15 protein-coding genes and 1 riboswitch are annotated in these 19,262 nt (G+C 74.2%); of the genes, 9 read left to right on the top strand and 6 right to left on the bottom strand.

Going from position 1 to position 19,262, the window contains the following annotated elements; translation table 11 throughout:
* Positions 1–46 precede the first annotated feature (46 nt).
* Positions 47–142, bottom strand: a riboswitch (SAM riboswitch).
* A 202-nt stretch (positions 143–344) separates the two neighbouring features.
* From D1825_RS17565 to D1825_RS17555, 3 genes are all read right to left on the bottom strand, one after another.
* A complete protein-coding gene (locus tag D1825_RS17565; RefSeq protein WP_118768710.1) occupies positions 345–551 on the bottom strand; it encodes a hypothetical protein in 207 nt (68 codons plus the stop codon).
* A 252-nt stretch (positions 552–803) separates the two neighbouring features.
* Complete coding sequence (locus D1825_RS17560; protein ID WP_118768709.1) at positions 804–1,436, bottom strand: DNA-3-methyladenine glycosylase I; 633 nt, start codon at positions 1,434–1,436, stop codon at positions 804–806.
* 116 nt (positions 1,437–1,552) lie between these two features.
* Positions 1,553–2,746 (bottom strand): TetR/AcrR family transcriptional regulator, encoded by a 1,194-nt coding sequence (locus D1825_RS17555; protein WP_158580771.1) that lies wholly within the window; start codon positions 2,744–2,746, stop codon positions 1,553–1,555.
* Between the two features lie 80 nt (positions 2,747–2,826).
* Here D1825_RS17555 and D1825_RS17550 point away from each other — a divergent pair, with 80 nt between their 5' ends.
* From D1825_RS17550 to D1825_RS17540, 3 genes are read left to right on the top strand one after another with little or no spacing between them, the layout of a single operon-like run.
* A complete protein-coding gene (locus D1825_RS17550; protein WP_118768707.1) occupies positions 2,827–3,744 on the top strand; it encodes an ATP-binding cassette domain-containing protein in 918 nt (305 codons plus the stop codon).
* Positions 3,741–4,532: an ABC transporter permease gene (locus tag D1825_RS17545; RefSeq protein ID WP_118768706.1), complete on the top strand. Its 792-nt coding sequence runs from the start codon at positions 3,741–3,743 to the stop codon at positions 4,530–4,532. Before D1825_RS17550 ends, D1825_RS17545 begins: the two co-directional genes overlap by 4 nt.
* A gap of 23 nt (positions 4,533–4,555) precedes the next feature.
* On the top strand, positions 4,556–5,380 hold the full coding sequence (locus D1825_RS17540; RefSeq protein WP_118768705.1) for a hypothetical protein: 825 nt from the start codon (positions 4,556–4,558) through the stop codon (positions 5,378–5,380).
* Here D1825_RS17540 and hrpA read toward each other — a convergent pair.
* On the bottom strand, positions 5,377–9,624 hold the full coding sequence (gene hrpA, locus D1825_RS17535) for an ATP-dependent RNA helicase HrpA (protein ID WP_118768704.1): 4,248 nt from the start codon (positions 9,622–9,624) through the stop codon (positions 5,377–5,379). The genes D1825_RS17540 and hrpA overlap by 4 nt on opposite strands.
* Positions 9,625–9,718: 94 nt before the next feature.
* The gene (locus D1825_RS17530; protein WP_118768703.1) at positions 9,719–11,536 is read right to left on the bottom strand and encodes an alpha/beta hydrolase; all 1,818 of its coding nucleotides are present in this window, start codon (positions 11,534–11,536) and stop codon (positions 9,719–9,721) included.
* Between the two features lie 133 nt (positions 11,537–11,669).
* On the opposite strand from D1825_RS17530, the gene D1825_RS17525 reads away from it, so the two are divergent.
* The 4 genes from D1825_RS17525 (at position 11,670) to D1825_RS17510 (ending at position 16,922) form a co-directional block, all read left to right on the top strand.
* Entirely contained in the window at positions 11,670–12,155 is a 486-nt protein-coding gene (locus D1825_RS17525) for an aminoacyl-tRNA deacylase (RefSeq protein WP_118768702.1), read from the top strand.
* A 154-nt stretch (positions 12,156–12,309) separates the two neighbouring features.
* The gene (locus D1825_RS17520; RefSeq protein WP_233549970.1) at positions 12,310–12,648 is read left to right on the top strand and encodes an STAS domain-containing protein; all 339 of its coding nucleotides are present in this window, start codon (positions 12,310–12,312) and stop codon (positions 12,646–12,648) included.
* A 51-nt stretch (positions 12,649–12,699) separates the two neighbouring features.
* Positions 12,700–13,851 carry an exonuclease SbcCD subunit D gene (locus tag D1825_RS17515; protein ID WP_118768701.1) on the top strand — a complete coding sequence of 384 codons (1,152 nt, stop codon included), beginning with the start codon at positions 12,700–12,702 and terminating at the stop codon, positions 13,849–13,851.
* Positions 13,851–16,922, top strand: a complete 3,072-nt coding sequence (locus D1825_RS17510; RefSeq protein WP_118768700.1) for an AAA family ATPase — start codon at positions 13,851–13,853, stop codon at positions 16,920–16,922. The genes D1825_RS17515 and D1825_RS17510 overlap by 1 nt, the downstream gene beginning before the upstream one ends.
* A gap of 9 nt (positions 16,923–16,931) precedes the next feature.
* Here D1825_RS17510 and D1825_RS17505 read toward each other — a convergent pair whose 3' ends face one another.
* A complete protein-coding gene (locus D1825_RS17505; RefSeq protein ID WP_118768699.1) occupies positions 16,932–17,348 on the bottom strand; it encodes a hypothetical protein in 417 nt (138 codons plus the stop codon).
* 135 nt (positions 17,349–17,483) lie between these two features.
* On the opposite strand from D1825_RS17505, the gene D1825_RS17500 reads away from it, so the two are divergent.
* Together D1825_RS17500 and D1825_RS17495 are read left to right on the top strand one after the other, a co-directional pair.
* Positions 17,484–18,503 carry an HNH endonuclease family protein gene (locus tag D1825_RS17500; protein ID WP_233549969.1) on the top strand — a complete coding sequence of 340 codons (1,020 nt, stop codon included), beginning with the start codon at positions 17,484–17,486 and terminating at the stop codon, positions 18,501–18,503.
* Positions 18,504–18,564: 61 nt separating this feature from the next.
* Complete coding sequence (locus D1825_RS17495) at positions 18,565–19,260, top strand: LmeA family phospholipid-binding protein (protein ID WP_118768698.1); 696 nt, start codon at positions 18,565–18,567, stop codon at positions 19,258–19,260.
* Positions 19,261–19,262: the final 2 nt, after the last annotated feature.

The following is a 19,262-nucleotide window of genomic DNA, read 5'->3' as shown; positions in this document are numbered from 1 at the left end:
GCGGCGGACCCGAGGGTGCTCAGACACGAGGTCTGCGACATGGTTCACTCCATCGGTCCTGGCGGAAGCACCCACACCCTCGTCGCGAAGGGGGTTGCTGCGGCGTCAATGAGCCAGGTCTCTCGGCCGCTCTGGATGGTTGGCTGAAGATTAGCCACGCTCTCGCATCGTGGGCAAGGTTTCCCACTCACTGAGACGACGGCGTCCGGGCTGCGGCCCGGGCGGTCGGGTCAACCCTTGTGTTCAGCGTTGGTCACGCCTAGAGGCATCAACGCTGAACACAACGCAGCCTGGCGGGTGGGGCCGAGGGCCGGGAGGCGCGGGGCGCTGAGTGTGGGGCGCGCTCAGGCGCGGCGGCGGGGCGGGGTGAAGGGCTGGGGGCGCTGGCGCTGCGACGGGACGTCGAACCACGACGCGGGCGCGGGGACGGACATCAGGCCGTCCTGGACGGCCGCGAGGATGGACGCGTCCGGGGCGGCCGATCCGACCAGCGCCTCACGTGCGGCACGCGCGGCGTCGTCGCCGGGCTCGCTACGGGGCAGATCGGTCATGCGCGGCAGAGTAGCCCGTTAGGGGGACCCGGCAGAACTCGGCGCGGGCAACGTCACCCGCCGGGAGCAACGAGCCCAGGGCGGCCGCGGGTGGTCTGGGTCGGGCGGGCACGGGTGTCGAGCGAGCGAGCGGCACGAGGCCTCGGGCCGTGCCCGGAGAAGGACGGCGCAGAGTGCCTGGTCAGGACGCCGTCGGACACCGCTCGGCACTGCAGGGCGACGTGGCGACCGCCAGGTCCCGCGCCAGGAGAGTCAGGACGACGCCGGCGTCCGGGCCAGGACGACGGGACACGTGGCGAGGTGGTCGTCGACGACGCCGCACGCCTGCATAGCCGCGTAGGCGGTCGTCGGCCCGACGAAGCGGAAGCCGCTCGCCTTGAGCTCCTTGGCGAGCGCCTTCGACTCCGGCGTCGTCGCCGGGAGGCCCGCCCAGCTGGACGGGCGGACCCAGTCTGAGCGGTCCGGTGCGAACGACCAGAGGATCTCGTCGAGCGTGCCGCCGGCCGCGTGCAGGTCCCGCAGGGCGCGGGCGTTGGCGATCGAGGCGTCGATCTTGGCCCGGTTGCGCACGATCGACGCGTCGGCCATCAGGCGGGCGACGTCGGACTCGTCGTACTCCGCGACGACCTCGGGGTCGAAGCCCGCGAACGCCTCGCGGAAGGCGGGCCGCTTGCGCAGCACGGTGATCCACGCGAGGCCGGACTGGAACGCCTCGAGCGTGAACCGCTCGTACAGCGCGTGCTCGCCGTGCACCGGCAGGCCCCACTCCTCGTCGTGGTAGCGCTCGTAGAGGGGGTTGCCGTCGCCGAAGCACCGCGCGCCGGGCGCGGGTGAGGCAGCGAGGGGGACGGACGGGGCGGCGCTGCCCTGGGCGACATCGGTCATAGGGCGAGTCTGCCGCCGGGCTCCGACATCGGTGTCGACTTCCGGGGTGAATGGTGGACGAGCCCGCCCGAGCCGGGGGCTGTGGTCGGCTCGACGACCGTCGGGGCCGAGCAGCGTCAGGCCCGCGCGATCATCGCCTCGATCCCGTCCAGGATCACGCGCGTCCCGAACGGCAGCGCCCCGTCGTCGGGCGCGGCGAACGCCCCCGCCCGTGCCGCGGCCACGAGCGAGGGATGGGTCTGCTCGTCGGCGAGCAGCAGGACGAGCTCGTCGGGCGACGCCGCGACGTCGTCGTCGACCAGCTCGGCGCGCCGGGCGGCGATCGCCGACGCCACCCGGGCCTCGTCGAGCATGTGCGCGGCGAGCGTGCCCGTTACCGCGAGCCGGTCGGCCGGGGACAGGGGCGTGTCGTCGAGCGCCGCGAGCATCGCCTCCATCCACGCGAGCCGGTTCGGGCCGAGCGCGTGCAGGACCGACGTGGTGTGCGCGAGCCACGGGTGCGCGGCGATGACCGGCCGCTGCTCGCCGAGCAGGACCTCCAGTCGTGCGCGCCAGTCCCCCACCTCGGGTCCGACGAGCGGCGGACGGCCCCCCGCGCGGTCGGACATCAGCGCGAGGACCTCGTCCTTCGAAGAGACGTAGCGGTACAGGGACATGGTGGTGAAGCCGAGCGACTCGGCGAGCCGGGCCATGGACACCGCCGCGATCCCCTCGGTGTCCGCGAGCGCGATGCCGGCGTCGGCGATCTGCTCGACGGTCAGGCCCGGGCGCGGTCCTCGTCGACCCGGGGCCGGCGCGCGCCACAACACCGCGAGGTCGCGCGGCAGGCCTGCGAGGTCGGGCCCGGGTCCGTCGCCCGCGCGGTCGGCCTCGGCCCGGGCCTTCTCCGCCTGACGGGCGGCGCGCTGCTGCGCGAGGGCGGCGGCCCGCTCGGCCTTGGCCGCGTCGCGCAGGGCTCGGCCTGCCTCGTGAGCGGCGTCGCGGGCGGACCGCTCGCGCTCGCGCTGCGCGTTCTCCTCGGCCTTCGCCCGCTCGCGTTCGGCCCGCTCCTGGTCGCGGCGGGCGGTCTCGGCCGCCTTCACCGCGTCCTGGTCGCGCTTCTCCTGGTCGCGTCGGGCCTGCTCGGCGTCCTTCGCGCGCGTCCGCTCGATCTTCTCGGCGTCGCGCCGGGCCCGCTCGGTCTCCTTCTGTGCGGCGCGCTCGTCGCGCTCGCGGTCGCGTCGCAGCGCGTCCGCCTCGCGTCGCGCGTCCTCGGCCTCGCGCTGTGCGCGCGCCGCCTCGGTGGGGTCCAGCTCGTCGTGCTCGGTCACGGCAACCTCCTTGACGCCCGATCCTATAAGTGTGTATGACATACACACACAGTTTACGACGTACGCAGAAAGGAACCACGATGACCGCTCCGATCATCGCCGTGCAGGGGCTGCGCAAGTCCTACGGCGACGTGACCGTCCTCGACGGCCTCGACCTCGAGGTCGCTCGCGGTGAGGTGCTCGCCCTGCTCGGCCCGAACGGCGCCGGCAAGACGACCACCGTCCGCATCCTGTCCACGCTGCTGCGGCCCGACGCCGGCACGGTGACCGTCGCCGGGTACGACGTCGTCCGCAGTCCGGGCCGCGTGCGCGCGGCGATCAGCCTCACCGGGCAGTTCGCGGCCGTCGACGAGCTGCTCACGGGCGAGGAGAACCTGCGCCTGATGGCCAGGCTCTCGCACCTCGGCCGCACTGAGGCACGCACCAGGCCCGCGGCGCTGCTCGAGCTGTTCGACCTCACCGACGCGGCCCGGCGCCCGGTCAAGACGTACTCGGGCGGCATGCGGCGCCGGCTCGACCTCGCGGCGAGCCTGCTCAGCCGACCCCAGGTGCTGGTCCTCGACGAGCCGACCACCGGCCTCGACCCCCGCAGCCGCAACGACCTGTGGGCCGTGATCGGCGACGCGGTCCGTGCGGGCACCACCGTGCTGCTCACCACGCAGTACCTCGAGGAGGCCGACCAGCTCGCCGACCGCGTCGCGGTGATCGACCACGGCCGCGTCATCGCCAGCGGGACGGCGGCCTCGCTCAAGAGCCAGGTGGGCGCCGCGCACGTCGAGCTGACGACAGCCACCGGGATCGAGCGGATCGAGACCGACGGCTCGGTGGGCGACGTGCACCGGATCCTCGGCGACGTGGAGCGCCGCGGCCTGCTCGTCGACAGCTGGGCCGTGCGCACCCCGACCCTCGACGACGTCTTCCTCACCCTGACCGGCCAGCCCGCCGAACCCGGCCAACCCGCCACGACCGAGGCCCGAGAGCTCCAGGAGATCCGATGACCACGCTCGACCTGACCCCCCGCGTCGACCAGTCCCCCACGGGGAACCTCGGCGACACCCTCGCCCTCGTCGGCCGGTGCCTGCGCCGGTCCACCCGCCAGCTCGACACGCTTCTGCTCGCCGTGATGCTGCCCGTGATGCTGCTGCTGATGTTCGTCTACGTGTTCGGCGGCGCGATCCAGTCGGGCATGGACTACGTCGACTTCGTGGTGCCCGGCATCCTGCTGCTCACCGCCGGCTACGGCGCGTCCACGACGGCGGTCGACGTGGCGAGCGACATCACGGCCGGGATCATGGACCGGTTCCGCTCGATGCCGATCCGCGCGACGGGCGTGATGACCGGCCACGTCGCGGCGAGCATGGCGCGCAACGCGGTCTCGACCGCGCTCGTGATCGGCATCGCGCTGCTCATCGGCTTCGACGCGCAGGCCTCGGCGCTCGACTGGCTCGCGGCGATCGGGCTCATCGCCCTGTACGTGGCCGCCCTGACGTGGATCGCGGTCGCGATCGGTGTGGTCGCGTCCGGCCCGGAGGCCGCGAGCGGCTTCTCGTTCGCGATCCTGTTCCTCCCCTACGTCTCGAGCGCGTTCGTCCCGGTCGACTCGATGCCGTCCGTGCTCTCGTCGATCGCCGCCTGGAACCCCGTGACCCCGGTCGCCGACACCGTGCGCGGGCTGCTGCTGGGTACGCCGGTCGGCTCGTCGGCCGCGCAGGCGATCGCCTGGTGCGTGGGGCTGCTGCTCGTCGGCTGGGTCGCCGCGAGCGTGCTGTTCCGGCGGCAGCGGTGAGGCGCTGGGGGTAGGAAGGTGGGGTGAGCATCGAGAACCCGACCGCCTCCCGTCGGACCTGGGCATGGGTGGTGGCGGCGTGCGTCGTCGTCGTGGTGGTCGTGGTGGCGGTGATCCTCGCGACGAGGCCCGACGACGATGCCGCCGCGCCGGCGCCGACCACGAGCACGACGAGCACGACGAGCGCACCCTCGTCCGCCGCACCGACCGCGACCACCACCACGACGACCGCCCCCGCCGGCTGCGCCCCGACCGACGACACCACACCGGCGAGCGCCGACGTCGCCGAGGTCGCTGACGTGGACGGCGACGGCCGCGAGGACCAGGGTTGGATCACCGGCGGCGCGGACCGGCGGTTCGGCATCACGACGGCGTCGGGCGCGACCTTCTCGGCGGCCATCGACAGCGCGAGCCCCGAGCCGGCGTCCGCGGTCGTGCAGCTGGTGCAGACGGACAAGCTGCCGATCGCCCTCGTCGACGTCGGCCGGGAGGCGCTGCTGTTCTCCCTGTCGGACTGCGCCGTGACCCCCGTCCAGAACGCGCAGGGCGAGCCGTACACGTTCGACCGCGGGTTCGGAGACGCGGGCACGGGCGTGGGCTGCACGTCCGACGGCGGCGTCCTGCGGCTGGCCGGGCTGAACGCCGTGTCGGCCGACGACGGCGCGACCTTCGACGTGACGCGGACGTTCGTCGACCTCTCGTCGGACGGCCGGACCGCGACGAACGGCGAGGCCGAGAAGGTGGCCACGGGTGCCGCCAAGGACGATCCCGTCGTGACGACCGCGCAGGAGGTCAGCTGCGGCGACCTCGTGGCCGGCCAGGACGGGCCGAACGAGCCGCAGTCCTAGAGGGCGGCGATCGCCTTGCGGATCCGCGTCGGCGAGACCGGTACGGGCGTGCCGAGCTGCTGCGCGAACAGGCTCACCCGCAGCTCCTCGAGCAGCCACCGCACCTCGTCGACCTTCGCGGGGTCGGCCCCCGGCCGGACGGTGTCGAGCTGCTCGGCGGCGTCGCGCACCTGCCAGCCGCGGTCGGCGTCGCGCTGCGGGTTGTCCGCCGCCTTGGACAGCCGGTACTGCGCCGCGCGCAGGTAGCGGGTCAGCTGCGGGAGCCGGGCCGCGCCGATCTGCGCGACGAAGCCGTCGTGCACGAGCCGGTTCGCCTGCGCGCGCACGTCCTGGGCGGTCGCCAGCAGGGCCAGGCTGGTGGCACCGCGCAGGTCCACGTCGAGCTCGCGCCACGAGGTCAGCACGGTGACCAGCGATCCGACGACCTGGTGCACGGCGTCCTCGAGCCCGTCGCGGACCTTCGCGCGCAGCGCGGCGTAGGCCTCGGCGTCGCGCACGACGATCGGGCCGACGAGCGCGTCGATCGCCGCGAGCTGCACGTCGGTGACCAGCGCGTTCGTGCTGGGGTAGGGGCTCGCCGCCAGGGTGAGGGCCTGGGTGCCGGTCCAGCGGGAGGTGATGCGGGCGGGCTGGAGGCCGACGTCCAGGAGCAGCAGCCGGCGCAGCCCCGCCCGGGCGGCGGCCGGGACGGCGTACTCGTCGGCCAGCGCGCGGACCGCGACCGAACGGTCGGGCTCCTCGACGAGCGTCGGGTACGCCCGGACGACGACCCCGCTCGGGCCGGTCGCCTCGAGGACCTCGGGCAGCGTGGGCAGGTCGGCGGGCCAGGTGGTGAGGCCGGTGCGCACGAGGTCGACCGCCGGGGACGGTGCCGGGGTGCTCGCGCTCGGCCCGTCGTCAGCCGCCGCGGCGGCGGGCGCGGGGGTCGGTGCCGGCGCTGCCGCGCGGGCCTCGGCCATCGCCGCCTGGACCGCCGTGCGCACCGCGTCGTCCACCGCCCGCTGCGCCCGCGAGGCGAGCCGGTCCTGCAGGACCGCGAGCTCCTTGCCCTCGTCGATCACCCCGCCCCTGTCCCCCACCACGCGGAACGTCATGCGCAGGTGGCCCGGCAGGCGGTCGTCGCCGAAGTCGTCCTCGGCCACGTCGACGTCCCGCAGCGCGCGGACGGCCGAGCGGAACGCGTCGTGGAACGAGGGCGCGGAGTCGCCTGCGCGCACGGTGTCGGTCCAGTCGGCCATGTTCGCGCGGATCCACGCGGCGACCTGGCGCGCGACGTCCGGCGCCGGGACGAGCTGCACGCGCACGTGCTTGGGCAGTGCCCGGATCGTGGCGGTGACGAGCTCGTCGAGCAGCCCGGGCACCATCCAGCCGAAGCCGTCGGGCTGGACGCGCGTGAGCTGGCCGATGGGGATGTGGACCGTGACGCCGTCGGCCTCGGTGCCGGGCTGGAACTGGTAGGTCAGCGGGAGCGACAGGTCGCCCTGGGGCCAGCGCGACGGGAACGCCGCCTCGTCGATCTGGTCCGCGCCGGAGGCGACCAGCAGCTCGCGGCTGAACGAGAGCAGGTCCGGCGTCGTGCGCCGCGCGGACTTCCACCACTGGTCGAAGTGGCGCGCGGAGACCACGTCGTCGGGCACCCGCTCGTCGTAGAAGTCGAACAGCACGTCGTCGTCCACGAGCAGGTCGCGGCGGCGCGCGCGGGCCTCGAGCGCCTCGGCCTCGGCGAGCAGGCGGCGGTTCTCGTGGAAGAACTGGTGGTGGGTGGTCCACTCGCCCTGGACGAGCGCGTGCCGGACGAACAGCTCGCGCGCCTGCGCGGGGTCGACCTTGGCGAACAGCACGCGGCGCTGCGCGACGATCGGCACGCCGTAGAGCAGCACCTTCTCGAAAGCGGTCGCCGCCCCCTGCTTCGTCGACCACGCCGGCTCCGAGTACGTGCGCTTGACCAGGTGCGCGCCGACCTCCTCGGCCCACTCGGGCTGGATGCGCGCGGCGTCCCGGCCCCACAGCCGCGAGGTCTCGACGAGCTCGGCCGCCATGACCCAGGCGGGGGGCTTGCGGGACAGGCCCGAGCCCGGGAAGAGCGCGAAGCGCGCGCCGCGGGCTCCCAGGTACTCGTTGCGGGGCCGACGGCCGCCGCGCGGGTCCTTGGCACCCTTGCGGGTGGACACCTCCGTGGCCTCCTGCATCCCGATGTGCGAGAGCAGGCCGGCCAGGATCGCGATGTGGATGCGGTCGCCGTCCCAGGTGAGTGCGAACTGCCCGGTGCGGACGGTCTCGTCGACCTCACCCTCCGGCTCGTCCTTCGGGCGAGGGGCGCCGACGACGATGTCGAGCGGCTTGGCCAGCTCGCGCAGCTGCGTGACGACGTCCTGCCACTCGCGGATGCGCAGGTAGTTGAGGTGCTCGGCGCGGCACAACCGGCGGAAGGCGGAGCCGGACAGGTCGCGCTGCTGGTCGCGCAGGTAGTGCCACAGGTTGAGGTAGGACAGCAGGTCGGACGTGGGATCCGCGAAGCGCGCGTGCATCTGGTCGGCCCGCTCGCGCTCCTCGGCCGGACGCTCGCGCGGGTCCTGGATGGACAGCGCGGCGGCGATGATCATGACCTCGCGGGCCACGCCGCGGTGGCCGCCCTCGACGATCATGCGGGCCAGGCGCGGGTCCATCGGGAGCTGGGCCAGCGCGCGGCCCGTCGTCGTGAGGCGCGTGACGCCGTCGCGCTGCTCGAGCGCGCCGAGCTCGGTGAGCAGCTGGACGCCGTCGCGCACCGACCGGTCGTCGGGCGGGTCGACGAACGGGAAGTCGTTGACGTCCTCCGGGGTGGTCGCCACGCCCACGGCGATCATCTGCAGAATCACCGACGCGAGCGATGTACGAAGGATCTCCGGCTCGGTGTACATCGGTCGCGACTCGAAGTCCTCCTCCGAGTACAGCCGGATCGCGATGCCGTCCGCCACGCGCCCGCAGCGGCCCGAACGCTGGTTCGCCGATGCCTGGCTGATGGGTTCGATGGGCAGCCGCTGCACCTTGGTGGCCTTGGACCAGCGGCTGATGCGCGCGGTGCCGGGGTCGATCACGTAGCGGATGCCGGGGACGGTCAGCGACGTCTCCGCGACGTTGGTCGACAGCACGATGCGCCGGTGCTGGTGGCGCTCGAACACGCGGTGCTGCTCGGCCGCGGACAACCGGCTGTAGAGCGGCAGCAGCTCGACGTGCTGCGGGTGCTTCGGGTCGGTCACGCGGGGGCCGAGCGAGCCGCGCAGCGCGTCCTCGGCGTCGCGGATCTCTCGCTCGCCCGAGAAGAACACGAGGATGTCGCCCGGCCCCTCGGCCATGAGCTCGTCGACGGCCTCGGTCAGCGCGGTCGGCAGGTCGCGGTCCTTCGCGCCCTTGACCGGTGCGCCGTCGGTCCCGAGCTCGTCGGGCGACAGGGGCCGGTACCGGATCTCGACCGGGTAGGTGCGCCCGCTGACCTCGACGACCGGCGCCGGGACGCCGTTCGCGTCGGCGAAGTGCGCGGCGAACCGCGCGGAGTCGATGGTCGCCGAGGTGATGACGACCTTGAGGTCCGGCCGCCGCGGGAGCAGCCGCGTGAGGTAGCCGAGGATGAAGTCGATGTTGAGGGAGCGCTCGTGCGCCTCGTCGATGATCAGCGTGTCGTAGGACCACAGCATCGGGTCGCGCTGGATCTGCGCGAGCAGGATGCCGTCGGTCATGACCTTGACCAGCGTCGACTCCGACGACTGGTCGGTGAACCGCACCTGGTAGCCGACGATCTCGCCGAGCGTGGTGCCGACCTCCTCGGCGATCCGTTCCGCGACGCTGCGCGCCGCGATGCGGCGGGGCTGCGTGTGGCCGATCTGGCCGGCGCGGCCGCGGCCGAGCTCGAGGGCGATCTTGGGCAGCTGGGTGGTCTTGCCCGAGCCGGTCTCTCCCGCGACGACGACGACCTGGTGGTCGCGGATCGCCGCGGCGATCTCGTCGCGCCGGGCGCTGACGGGCAGCTGCTCGGGGAAGTTCAGGGGCGGGACGACGACCGCCGCGCGGCGCTCGGCGTCCCGCGCGCGGCGGGCGGCCCGGCGCTGCTCGTCGGCCTCGCTCGACCCTGACCCCGTGCCCCCGCGGGGGCGGCGGGCGCCCGTCGTCGGCGCACCCCCGCCCTCTCGTCGGGCGGCTCCACCCCGACCGCGACCGCGGCGACCGCGCGAGGCGGGGGACGCCGGGCTCGGCGGGCTGGTGGTCACGATCAACGATTCTCCCAGGCCCGGCGCCCTGGCCGCGCCCTGAAATGGCTCGTGGACCCGGCGCAGCAGCGCCGGGTCCACGAGACGGGATGCGTCAGTACCGCGGCAGGCCACCCGGCAGCGGCGCGACCACGGGCGGGAGCGTGCGCTTGGTGCCCGTGCGCAGACCCTGGTCACCGGCGACCGGACCGCTCTCGTCGTCGATCACCTGCGTGAACGGCTGCGCGTCGCCCTTGCAGACCTTGCCGGCCTTGGGCGTCTTGCCGGTGAGCAGGTACGTGTCGACTGCACCTGTCACGCAGGGCGACGTGCCGTAGGCGGTGTGCCCCCAGCTGTCGCTCGAGAGCAGCCGGCTGCTGGGCAGCAGGTGCGCGGCGCGCACCGCACCCTCGTAGTTCGTCGCGGGGTCCCAGTAGTTGCCGACGACGAGGACCGGAGCCGACGTGCGGTGCGAGAACGAGCCGCGGTAGGAGTCCTCGTCCTTCGCGGTCCACGTGCTCGACGCGCACGGCGCCGAGGCCCACGACCACAGCGGCCCGAACCCGGGCGCGCTGACCTCGGCGTACTTGGTGGCGGTTCCCCAGCTCGACGCCTTCGCGGGGTTGAGGCCGTCGCTGCACAGCACGGACTGGAACGCCTCGGGCGAGTTGTCGTAGGGGAACCCGAAGCCCATCGCCTTCGCGAGCCGCGCGGTCTTCTTGTCCGCGGCCTTCGCCGCCGCCTTCTGGCCGCTCAGGTGGGCGAGCAGGCCGGCCCGGGCGGCCGCCTTCTTCGCCGTGCTCGACGGGTTCGCGAGCTCGGTGAACCAGGTGATGTCGCTGTCGATCAGCTCGCCCGCGTAGGGCTGGTAGAGGTCACCCAGCAGGATCGACGTGAGAATCGCGTAGTTGACCTCGAACACGAGCCCGCCCTCGTCGTCGCGGAGCGCGATCGGCTTCTTCTTCACGTTCGCGACGAGCTTGGCCCAGACCAGCTCGGGGTCGCCGAACTGGGCGGTGTAGCACTTCGTGGGCCCGGCCTTCTGGCAGCGCTTGAGGATCTCCTGCAGAGCCCGGTAGGCGCCCTCGCCGGACTTGAGCCGCTGGGTCTGCGGGACCGACGCGGTCGAGGCCCGGCCGGCCCAGGCGAGCGGGTCGAGGACGCCGTCGATGACGATCGCCCGCACGCGGTCCGGGAACATGTTGGCGTAGACGTTGCCGAGGTAGGTGCCGTAGGAGAAGCCGAGGAACGTGAGCTTCTTGTCGCCCAGCGCGCGGCGCACGACGTCCGTGTCGCGCGCGACCTCGGCCGTGGACATCGACGCCGAGAGCGGCTTGCCCGTGGTCGAGCACGCCTTGCCGAACTTCTCGGCCGCGCCGACGTACGCGGTGCGCTCCTTCGACCCGACGGGGAACGGTGTGGTCAGCAGCGGGCCGAGGGCGGTCGCCTGGACGCCGAGGTTCTTGAAGCACGCGACGTTGTCGCTGAAGTTGGTGCCGCGCGGGTCGATGCCCACGACGTCGAACCGGGCCAGCACGGCCGGCGACAGGAAGTCGGGGGCGGCGGCGGCGATGGACACGCCCGAGCCGCCCGGTCCGCCCGGGTTGAGGAACAGGGTGCCGATCTTCTTCTTCGGGTCCGCGACCTTGATCCGCAGCATCGCGACCTCGGTCGTGGCGCCCTTCGGCTGGTCGTAGTCCAGCGGGAGCTCGATCGTCCCGCACTGGGCGCGGGGCCCGACGACGCTCGAGCAGTCGAACCAGGCCGGCTTGGACTTCACCCGGTCCACCCGGGCGGCCTCTGTCGCGCTGGTCGTGTCCGGCTTGGGCGCGGCGGCGCTCGATGCGGTGGCGGTGAGTGCGCCCGCGGACAGCGCGAGCGCGGCGGACGTGAGCGCGGCGAGCAGCGCGCGCGTGCGTGGTCGTGTGGTCATCGGATCCCCCTGACGTCGGCCCGGCCCCGGCGGCTGTGGCGGCGGGTGCGACGGGCAACCCCGACACCTTCGCGCGGACGGACAAACCGGCGCAACTCGGTCATCTGTCCGGCACGCGTCGTACGGTGATCCGGTGGAGACCACGGAGGGTGAGCAGCGCGCGGTGGCCGCGCTGGAGGCGAGCGGACTGACCTACCAGCTGACCCGGCACGGGCGGGTCGGGTCGCTCGCGGAGGCAGCGGCGGCGCGCGGCGTCGAGCCGTCGCGGATCGTCAAGACGATCGTCGTGCGGCGGGGCGAGGGGGACTTCGTGTTCGTCCTGGTGCCCGGCGACCGGACGATCAGCTGGCCCAAGCTGCGCGAGCTGCTCGACGTCAACCGCATCTCGATGCCCGACGCGGCGGTCGCACGCGACGTCACGGGGTACGAGCGCGGCACCATCACGCCGTTCGGCTCGCTGCAGCCCTGGCCCGTGGTCGCGGACGCCCGCGTGCCCGGCGGCTACATATCGATCGGCGCAGGTGCGCACGGCGTCGCGGCGGGTCTCGACGGGTCCGCGCTGGTGCGCGCGCTCGGGGCGACGGTCGCCGACGTGACCGACCCCGAGACCCCCGCGTGAGGCACGCCACGTCGGGAACGTCCGGTACGTCCGGCCCGTTGTTCCGTTCGAGTGGCGCCCGGCGGCGACCGGCGTACGGTCTTGTCGCCGAGGCGTGGCAGGACCCGGCAGACGACCGGCCGACGACCCGGCAGACGACCGACGAGGGGCGCACGTGATCGACCTGGCAGCAGCCGGCAGCATCCGCATCGAGGCGGGCCCGGAGACGACCGTCGTGCGCCTGGTCGGGGAGATCGACGCGGCCCTGCGCTCGCAGGCGAGCGAGTCGATGGCGCTGGCCCTGACGGCCGACGCACCCGTGCTCATCGAGGCGACCGAGGCGACGTTCATCGACTCGTCCGGCATCGCGTTCGTCATGCAGCTGCACCACGCGGCGGCCGAGGCCGGCATCGACGTCGCCCTGCGCGACCCGCGGCGCGTGCTGCGCGACGTGCTCGAGATGATCGGCTACTCCGACCAGCTCCGGGACGCGGACGCCGCACCCGTCCGGTAGGGCCCGGCCTGCCTTCGGAGTCGTGTCGGACCCGCGGGATACGGTCCGGGCATGCGGTTCTTGCACACCTCCGACTGGCACCTGGGCCGGACGCTGCACGGGGTCGACCTCCTCGACCACCAGGCGGCGTACCTCGCGCACCTGGTCGACGTGGTGCGCGCCGAGCAGGTCGGCGCGGTGGTCGTCGCGGGTGACGTGTACGACCGCGCGATCCCGCCCGTCGAGGCCGTGACGCTGCTGTCCGAGACGCTCGCGCAGCTGTCCGAGCACGCGACCGTGGTCGTGACGTCCGGCAACCACGACTCCGCGACGCGGCTCGGGTTCGGGTCCGCCCTCATGCGTGACCGGGTGCGCCTGCGCACGCGCGTGGCGGGGCTCGCCGAGCCCGTCGAGCTGCCGGACGGCGTGCTGGTCTACGGGATCCCGTACCTGGACCCGGACGCGGTGCGGCACGCGCTCGCGGACGACGAGGGCACGGTGCCGGCGCGCTCGCACGAGGCCGTGACCGTCGCCGCGATGAGCCGCATCCGGGCGGACCTCGCCGGCCGCCCCGCCCGGCACCGGGCCGTCGTGGCCGCGCACGCGTTCGTCGTGGGTGGCCTCGCGTCGGAGTCCGAGCGGGACATCCGCGTCGGCGGTGTCGACCACGTGCCCGCCGGGGTGTTCGCGGGCGCCGACTACGTGGCCCTCGGTCACCTGCACGGGCCGCAGCGCGTCTCGGGTCCGGACGGCACCACGCTGCGCTACTCGGGCTCGCCGCTGGCCTACTCGTTCTCGGAGCAGCACCACGCGAAGTCGTCGGTCCTGGTGGACCTCTCGGCCGACGAGGTGCGCACCGAGCTGGTCGCCGCGCCCGTCCCTCGCCGCCTCGCCGACGTCACGGGCACGCTCGACGAGCTGCTGGGCGCCGCCGGTGAGCCGCACGTCGACGCGTGGACGCGCGTGACGGTCACCGACGCGCACCGCCCCGCAGACCTGTACCGCCGGGTGCGCGACCGCTTCCCGCACGCGCTCGTGGTCCAGCACCGCTCGTCGTCCGACGCGGTCGCGGCGCGGGCCGTCGCCGTGACCGCCTCCCACGACCCGGTCGCCGTCGGGGCCGACTTCGTCCAGCACGTGACGGGCCACGCGCCCTCGGCCGACGAGCTCGCGGTGCTGCGCGCCGCGTACGAGCACGTCGCCGCGGCGGAGCGGAGCGCCTGATGCACCTGCGCACCATGACCCTGCAGGCCATCGGCCCGTTCGCGGGCGAGCACACGGTCGACTTCGAGGCCGTGTCCGCCTCCGGGCTGTTCCTGCTCGACGGGCCGACGGGCTCGGGCAAGTCGACGCTCATCGACGCTGTCGTGTTCGCGCTCTACGGCAAGGTCGCGTCCGCCGAGGCGAGCGACGACCGCCTGCGTTCGGCGTACGCCGCCGAGGACGTCGAGAGCTACGTGGACCTCACGTTCGAGGTCGGCTCGGGGATCTACCGGGTGCGGCGCACGCCCGCGTACGACCGGCCGAAGAAGCGCGGCTCCGGAACGGTCAAGCAGCAGGCCTCCGTGCGCATGTGGCGCGTGCTGCCAGACGACCCCACGGGTGCGCCCGCGAGCGAGCCGCTCACCCGGCTCGACGAGGCGGGACTCGAGATCGAGCGCGTGGTCGGCCTCTCGCGCACGCAGTTCGTGCAGACGATCGTGCTGCCGCAGGGCGAGTTCGCGCGGTTCCTGCGCGCCAACCCCGAGGACCGGCGCGGGCTGCTGCAGAAGATCTTCGGCACCGAGGTGTACGAGCGGATGCAGCAGCGGCTCGCGGAGATGCGCGCCGAGGCGAACCGGGAGATCGAGGCGGCACGCGCCGCGCTCGGGACGGCCACCGCCCACCTGATCGGCGCGGCCCGGCTCGGTGAGGACGACGCCGCCGCGCTGCGCGGATGCGTGGACGCGGTCTCCGCGTCCACGGGGGTCGACGACGTCACGGCCCTGGTCGCCGGGCACGCCGTGGCGCTGGGTGCGGACGCGGAGCGCTCGCTCGCGGCGGCCGCCATCGCGGAGCTCGGGCGCGCCGCCGCCGGGGTCGCGCTGGACGACGCCGTGCGGACCGACCGCCTGCTGGCGCGCCGGACGCGCCTGCTGGCCGAGCAGGGTGCGCTCGACGCCGCGCTCCAGCAGCACGGCGAGGCCGTGCTGCTGCTCGAGCGCGGGCGGTCCGCCGCCGCGGTGCGGCCACTGCTCGAGGGTGCGGATCGTGCTCTCGCCGACGTGGCCACTGCACGCAAGACAGTCCTCGCCGCGCTCGACGCGGCTCCGGCGGGGCTGACCGCGCTCGTCCCCGGCCTGGTGCCGGACGGCGATGTCGACGTGCTCGACGACCCCGCCGTGCTCGCGTCCGTGCGGCAGGTCCGCGAGGACGGGGTCCGCGACGCCGCCGCGCTCACGCGGGTCGTCGGGCTCGAGGCGGACCTCAACGACAAGCGGCGTGCGGTGCGCGACGCCCGCGACCTGGTCGAGACGCTGCGCGACGAGATCGCGGCGGACGACCGATGGCTGGCCGCCCGACCGGCGCTGCGCGAGTCGCTCGCCGAGCAGGCTGCTTCCGCCGACGCGCTGGCCGCGCGCGCACCGGAGCACGCGGCGGCACTCGCTGGCCTCGAGGCGACCGCGGCAGCGCACCTGGCCCTCGGTACCTCGCGGAGCGAGCTCGCGCGGGCTGCGAAGGCCCAGGCGGCGGCAGCGACCGAGGCGACCGAGGCAGTCACGCGCGAGGCCGCGCTGCGGACCGCGCGGATCGCGGGGCTGGCCGGTGAGCTCGCGACCGCGCTCGTCGACGGCGAGTCGTGCCCGGTCTGCGGGTCGGCCGACCACCCCGCGAAGGCCTCGCTCGCCCCCGACCACGTGTCCGCCGCCGACGTGTCCGCCGCGGAGCGCCGACGCAGCGACGCCGAGGCCGCGCTGGGCCGCGCGCGCGACCTGCACGGACGACTCTCCGAGCGCGTTCAGCTGGCCGAGGAGCAGCTCGCGGGCTCGACCCCCGAGCAGGTCGCGGCAGACCTCGCGGGCACGAGCGCGCTGCTGGCGGCCGCTCGCACCGCCGTGGGGGACGCCGCACGGCTCGCGGCTGGCCTCACGTCCCACGACGAGGCGACCGCGGCCCGGCAGGCAGCTCGGCACGAGACCGTTGCGCGGCAGGCGGACGTGACCGGTCGCGTCGAGGTGCTGCAGCAGGCGCTGGACGCCGACGAGGCCGAGGTCGCGCTGGCCTGCGCCGGGTACCCGACGGTCGTCGCACGGCAGTCGGTCCTGTTGGCCGTGGTCGGGGCCGCCACCGAGCTCCTCGAGGCCGTCACCGACCGGCAAGAGGCGGAGCGGCACGCGGCCGACCGGCGCGCCGAGCTCGACGGGGCGCTGGCCGAGCGGGACTTCGCCGACGCCGATGCCGCGCGGGCCGCGCAGATCGGCCGCGCCGACCTGGCGGACCTCGAGCAGGGCATCACCGCGTACACCGCGGCCGTCGAGCGGGTGCGCGCCGGCCTGGCGGAGGACGAGATCCGCGCGCTGGCGCCCGACGCCGCCGTCGACCTCGACGCCGCCCGCGACGCCGAGCGTGCTGCGCGAGCTGCAGCCACCGCCGCCGAGGGGCACGCGCGAATCGCCGTCGAGCGCGCGGCCGCCGCGCAGGGCGCCGCCGCCGACGTGTCCGACGCGGCGGGCCGACTCGCGGCCGCATGGACCGCGGGAGGCCCGGTGACCCGGCTGGCGGGGCTCGCGTCCGGCACGGGCGGCGACAACGGCAAGGGCCTGTCGCTCGCGACATACGTGCTCGCGCGCCGGTTCGAGGACGTGGTCGCCGCAGCCAACGAGCGGCTGCTGGCGATGTCCGACGGCCGCTACGAGCTCACGCGCTCCGAGCAGAAGGAGGACGTCAGCTCGCGGCGCACGGGCCTCTCGATGCGGGTGATCGACCACCGCACGCAGCAGCCGCGCGACCCGCGGACGTTGTCAGGTGGCGAGAGCTTCTACGTCTCGCTGTGCCTCGCGCTCGGGATGGCGGACGTCGTCACGGCGGAGGCCGGCGGCATCGACCTCGGCACGCTGTTCGTCGACGAGGGGTTCGGCACGCTCGACGCGCACACCCTCGACCAGGTGCTCCTCGAGCTCGGCAAGCTGCGCGCCGGGGGGCGGGTCGTCGGTGTGGTCTCGCACGTCGACGCGCTCAAGCAGTCGATCGCCGACCGCATCGAGGTCCGACCGCTGCCGGACGGGCCCAGCACGTTGCGCGTCCTCGCGTCGTGAGCGCCTCTGCTACCAGGACCACCCGCGCGAGGTGAGCTCGACCTCCTCACGGAACCGCTCGCTCGGGTCGCCCAGCGCGCTCGGCAGTACCTCGACGCCGGCCATCTGGCACGCCTCGGCGAGCAGCTGGTCATACGCGAGCTGCGAGGCGATGATCCGCTCGGCCCGGGCGAACAGGTGCGGGTCGCGCTCGAGCGCCCGGACGTGGTCCGCGACGACGCCGAGTCGCTCCTGCACGCGCAGCGCGTCGAACGGGTCCGTGACGGGCGGGTGCCGGTGCCGCAGGTGGTTCGCCATCGCCTCAAGGCGGGCGGCCAGGGCCGTCCGCCATCGCGGCGGCTCGTCGGGCGACGGGATGCACATGACCGCCAGCCAGAACAGCGCCCCCGGAAGGAGGAGGACGAAGATCAGCAGAACCCACATCATCGGGCGTCCTTCGTCGTGCAGGTCTCGTCAGGCTAGGTCCGCACTGTGACGCACGCCAGGGGGGCGGCGCTCAGGACCGGGGTGAACGCCGCCGATGCGAAGGGGGTGAGGGCTCTGACGACGACACGCACCGCGGTGCTGAGCATCGTGGCGGCGCTGGCGCTCGCCGGCCTCGGCGGGTGCGACGCCTCGGTCGAGCAGCCGGCGGCCTCGTCGGACGCGCCCGTCACGAGCACTCCCGCGGCCACCACCCCGGCGCCGAGCCCGGTGCCGTCGGCCGAGACGCCGACGCCCACGCCCACACCGACGCCGACGTCCGCTCCGACCGCGCCCACGACGACGCCCACCACCGCACCCGGCACGGCCCTCGCCGCCGTCGCGGAGCTCGACGTCAAGGGCCGCGCCCCCCGCACGGGCTACGACCGCGACGAGTTCGGCCCCGCGTGGCAGGACGTCGACCGCAACGGCTGCGACACCCGCAACGACATCCTCGGCCGTGACCTCGTCGACGTCGGCTACAAGCCGTCCACGCGCGAGTGCGTCGTCGCCTACGGCACGCTGCACGACCGCTACTCGGGCGACGACATCGACTTCGTCCGCGGCCAGGACACGTCCACCGCGGTCCAGATCGACCACGTCGTCGCACTCTCGGACGCCTGGCAGAAGGGCGCCCAGCGCTGGGACGACGCGCGCCGCACCGCGTTCGCGAACGACCCGCTCAACCTGCTCGCCGCCGACGGCCCGCTCAACCAGTCCAAGGGCGACGGCGACGCGGCCACGTGGCTGCCGCCGAACAAGGCGTTCCGCTGCGAGTACGTGGCGCGCCAGGTCGCGGTGAAGCTCGACTACGACCTGTGGGTCACGCGCGCAGAGCACGACGCCATGGCGCGCGTGCTCGCGACGTGCCCGAAGCAGAAGCTGCCGACGTCGGACCCGGTCCCTGGTCCGGGTGGCGCCGACCTCGGATCCCCGAAGGCGACCGCGCCGAAGCCGACGAAGAAGCCCACCACGACCAACGCCGACGTGACGTACGCGAACTGCGCCGCGGCGTGGGAGGCAGGCGCCGCGCCCGTCCACGCGGGCGACCCGGGCTACAGCCGCAAGCTCGACCGCGACGGCGACGGCGACGGCGTGGGCTGCGAGTGGGCGCCCTGAGCCGTCTCGCCTACGGTGTTCCGGTGACCCGACACAGGACCAGCAACCCCCGGAGCGACGCGTGAGTGCACGAGGTGCGGTGATCGGCGTCGTCGTGGTCGTCGTCGTCCTCGGCGCGGGCGCCGTGGGGGCCGACCGGTGGGCGGCCGGCGAGACGCAGGACCGCGCGGTCGACGCGATCGAGCAGAATCTCGAGGGCGTCGTCGGCACGCCCTCGGTCGACGTGGGCAGCTTCCCGTTCCTCACCCAGATCTGGGCGGGCTCGATCGATGACGTCACGGGCCACGTGCAGGGCGCGACGCTCGGTGGGCTCGACGCGACCGACGTCGACGTCGAGGCCACGGGGGTCTCGACGAGCGAGCCGTACACCGCCGACCACGCGACCGTGTCCGCGACGCTGCCGACCGCGTCGATCGAGAAGGTGGTGGCCGACCGGACCGGCTTCGACCTCAAGGTCGCGCTGGTCGGTGACGAGCTCAAGGTCTCCGGCTCGGTTCTCGGGCTGACGCTCGCGGCGCAGATCCAGCCGCGCGTCGCCGACGGCAAGCTGCTCGTGGACATCACCGGGCTCTCCCTCGGCGGGCTGAAGGTCGACCCGAGCGACATCCCGGGCGGCGGCGGGTCGAAGCTCGAGGGCATCGACATCCCCGTCGATGGCCTGCCGGAGGGCCTCGCGCTCACCGACGCCACGGTCACCGACGAGGGTCTGCGCATCACGGCCGAGGGCGACGACGTCGTCCTGACCGCCCAGAGCTGACG

This window comes from Cellulomonas rhizosphaerae (assembly GCF_003470205.1).
GTDB classification, from domain to species: domain Bacteria; phylum Actinomycetota; class Actinomycetes; order Actinomycetales; family Cellulomonadaceae; genus Cellulomonas; species Cellulomonas rhizosphaerae.
Note: the sequence above shows the minus strand (reverse complement) of the source record. Positions and strands in the feature narration are given on the sequence as shown.

Excerpts from the sequence above, each read along its gene's own strand:
- D1825_RS17565 (WP_118768710.1), bottom strand. The coding sequence starts at position 551 with ATGACCGATCTGCCCCGTAGCGAGCCCGGCGACGACGCCGCGCGTGCC.
- D1825_RS17560 (WP_118768709.1), bottom strand. The coding sequence starts at position 1,436 with ATGACCGATGTCGCCCAGGGCAGCGCCGCCCCGTCCGTCCCCCTCGCT.
- D1825_RS17550 (WP_118768707.1), top strand. The coding sequence starts at position 2,827 with ATGACCGCTCCGATCATCGCCGTGCAGGGGCTGCGCAAGTCCTACGGC.
- D1825_RS17545 (WP_118768706.1), top strand. The coding sequence starts at position 3,741 with ATGACCACGCTCGACCTGACCCCCCGCGTCGACCAGTCCCCCACGGGG.
- D1825_RS17530 (WP_118768703.1), bottom strand. The coding sequence starts at position 11,536 with ATGACCACACGACCACGCACGCGCGCGCTGCTCGCCGCGCTCACGTCC.
- D1825_RS17515 (WP_118768701.1), top strand. The coding sequence starts at position 12,700 with ATGCGGTTCTTGCACACCTCCGACTGGCACCTGGGCCGGACGCTGCAC.
- D1825_RS17510 (WP_118768700.1), top strand. The coding sequence starts at position 13,851 with ATGCACCTGCGCACCATGACCCTGCAGGCCATCGGCCCGTTCGCGGGC.
- D1825_RS17505 (WP_118768699.1), bottom strand. The coding sequence starts at position 17,348 with ATGATGTGGGTTCTGCTGATCTTCGTCCTCCTCCTTCCGGGGGCGCTG.